The sequence below is a fragment of the Mycobacterium sp. genome, from assembly GCF_035653355.1.
Lineage (GTDB): Bacteria > Actinomycetota > Actinomycetes > Mycobacteriales > Mycobacteriaceae > Mycobacterium.
The window spans coordinates 1-2,576 of record NZ_DASRBZ010000332.1 but is presented as its reverse complement, the minus strand read 5'-3'; the positions used below and the strand labels follow the sequence as shown (position 1 = coordinate 2,576).

Annotated in this window: 2 protein-coding genes and 1 pseudogene; 2 read left to right on the top strand and 1 reads right to left on the bottom strand. The window is 70.0% G+C overall.

Annotated elements, in window-relative coordinates:
* Positions 1-392, bottom strand: a 392-nt coding sequence (locus VFA16_RS11490) for an alcohol dehydrogenase catalytic domain-containing protein (RefSeq protein ID WP_324967928.1), incomplete at its 3' end; no start/stop codon positions are given.
* Positions 393-477: 85 nt separating this feature from the next.
* Here VFA16_RS11490 and VFA16_RS11485 point away from each other — a divergent pair.
* On the top strand, positions 478-1,965 hold the full coding sequence (locus VFA16_RS11485) for an aldehyde dehydrogenase family protein (protein ID WP_324967927.1): 1,488 nt from the start codon (positions 478-480) through the stop codon (positions 1,963-1,965).
* A gap of 73 nt (positions 1,966-2,038) precedes the next feature.
* Positions 2,039-2,576: pseudogene (locus VFA16_RS11480) on the top strand (amidohydrolase); the annotation flags it as partial.

The following is a 2,576-nucleotide window of genomic DNA, read 5'->3' as shown; positions in this document are numbered from 1 at the left end:
GTTCCGGCACCCATCGAGGGCCACACCGGCCCTGAGGAGCTTTCGGCGTACGGCTCGCCGAAGGCATGCCCGATGCCTTGGGGACACAGATGGGTTTCGCCCCGCAGGCAATGTGGGCAGGAGCGGCACGGCACATTCCAGGTGAGCACGACGTGGTCGCCAGCGGCCACCGTCCTGACCTCCTCGCCGATCTCGGTGACGACTCCGGCGCCCTCGTGCCCAAGCGTGCAAGGGAGCAGCGCCGGCATGCCGCCGTCGCGCACCGACAGATCGGTGTGGCAGACGCCGCTGGCGGCCAACCGCACCTTCACCTCGCGGCGGCCGACCGGCCGCAATGTCAGCTCCTCCACCGCGCAAGGTTGACCGGCCTCCCGCAGCACGACCGCCTTCATCGCAGGGAATCTGAGATCTGCGTCACAGTGACTTACCATGGCGTGACCACCGCACCTGGTCAAGCGGGCCGGGAAGGAGACGCCAATGACAACGACGTCGGCGAAAGCACCCTCCGAAGCCGCAGCGCTGCTCACCATCGGCGGCCAGCCACGGGAAGGTGATGCCGGCACCTACCCGGTGCACAACCCGGCGCGGCCGGCCGAGATCGTCGGCCACGCCCCCGCCGCCGACGACGCGCAGCTCGATGCCGCCGTCCGGGCTGCGAGGCGGGCAGCGCCGGGCTGGCGCGCACTGGACGTGGCGGAGCGGGTCGCTGCGGTCAGCGCCGCCGCAGCCGCAGCGGCCGAACAGCTCAAGGCGCAGGACGGCGCCCGGCTGTACACCCGCGAGCACGGCAAGGTGCTCTCGGAGGCCAGCTTCGAAATCGACACCGCGCCGGTGCTGGCATCGTTGATCGGTTCGATGGCCGAGGCGGCGGTCGCGCCAGAGCGGGTCGATCCGCAGGCGAGCTACCCACGGCTGCGGCGCGAGCCGTACGGTGTTGCGGCCCTTGTGCTTCCGTTCAACTGGCCGCTGGCGCTGACGATGACCAAGCTGACGTCGGCACTGGCCGCCGGCAACACCGCGGTGGTCAAGGTGCCGCCGACGTGTCCGCTGGCCGCGCTGCAGTTGGGCGCAGCGTTCGCCGCTGGACTGCCGTCGGGTGTGGTGAACGTTGTTGCCGGACCGGGCAGTGAGCTCGCTCAGGCGCTGATCACCCATCCGGGCATCGATGTCATTTCGTTGACGGGCGGGGTGGCCACCGGCCGTGCCGTCATGGCGGCCGCCGCGGCACGCCTGACGCCGGTGCTGCTGGAACTCGGCGGCAACGACCCCGCGATCATCGCCCCTGACGTCGAGGTCACCGACCAGCTTGTCGAGCAGCTGGTGACCGCCACCTACACCACCGGCGGTCAGGTATGCATGGCGATCAAGCGGCTCTACGCCCCGCGCCAGCGGGTCGGCGAGCTGGCCGACGCGGTGCTGGCCCGCTGCGAGCGCGAGGTGGTGGGCGACGGTTTGGCCGAGGTAACCACGCTGGGGCCGCTGCATACCGCCGCCGGACGAAACCGGGTGGCTGCGTTGGTCGCCGACGCCGAGGCCCGGGGCGCGACGGTGCGCGCCGCTGGCCGCATCCGCTCCGAAGACGCCGATGCGGGCGGGTATTTCGTGTTGCCGACCGTGGTCACCGATCTGGCGCCTGACTCCGCGCTGGCCACCGAGGAGCAGTTCGGGCCGGTGCTGCCGATCTTCGGCTACGACGACATCGACGATGCCGTGGCCGCGGCCAACGCCACCGACTTCGGGCTGACCGCCTCGGTGTGGTCCGGTGACGATGCGCTGGCCGAGCGGATCGCGGCACAGTTGGTGGCCGGCACCGTCAGCATCAACTGCCACGGCATGGCGGCCCAGGATCCGCGGCTGCCGTTCGGCGGCGTCCGCCAGTCGGGCCTGGGCCGAGAACTCGGGGTCGAGGGCATCCGGGCGTTCACCCAGCCGCGGGCGCTCGTGCGCCAACCGCTGCCCCGGTAGTCGATCCGGTAGTCGATTCGGTAGCTCATCCCGTATTGACTTGCAGCCCAAAAGCCGACGATAGTCATCAGGTATGGCGCTGCTGCCAGACCCCGCTCCGCGCGAGCGTCAGCATGTGCTGATCTCCGTCGACGACCACGTCATCGAACCACCCGATATGTTCGACGACCGGGTCCCCACTGCGCTGGCCGATCGGGCACCGAGGATCGTCGAGACCGACGACGGGCGCCAGGTGTGGCGCTACGAGGACTGCGAATACCCCAATGTCGGGCTAAACGCGGTGATCGGACGGCCACCCGAGGAATGGAGCATGGAGCCGGCCCGGTTCGACGAAATGCGCCGCGGCTGTTGGGACATCAAAGCTCGCATCGCCGACATGGAGATCGCGGGCATCTGGGCGTCGCTGAACTTCCCCTCGTTGATCGCCGGCTTCGCCGGGACCGTGTTTTGGAAGAGCAAGGACCCTGAGCTCGGGTTGGCGGTGCTGCGGGCCTGGAACGACTGGCATCTCGAGGTGTGGGCCGGCAGCTTCCCCGAGCGGATCATCCCCTTGCAGCTGCCGTGGCTCGCCGATCCCCAGCTGGCGGCCGAGGAGCTGCGCCGCAACGCCG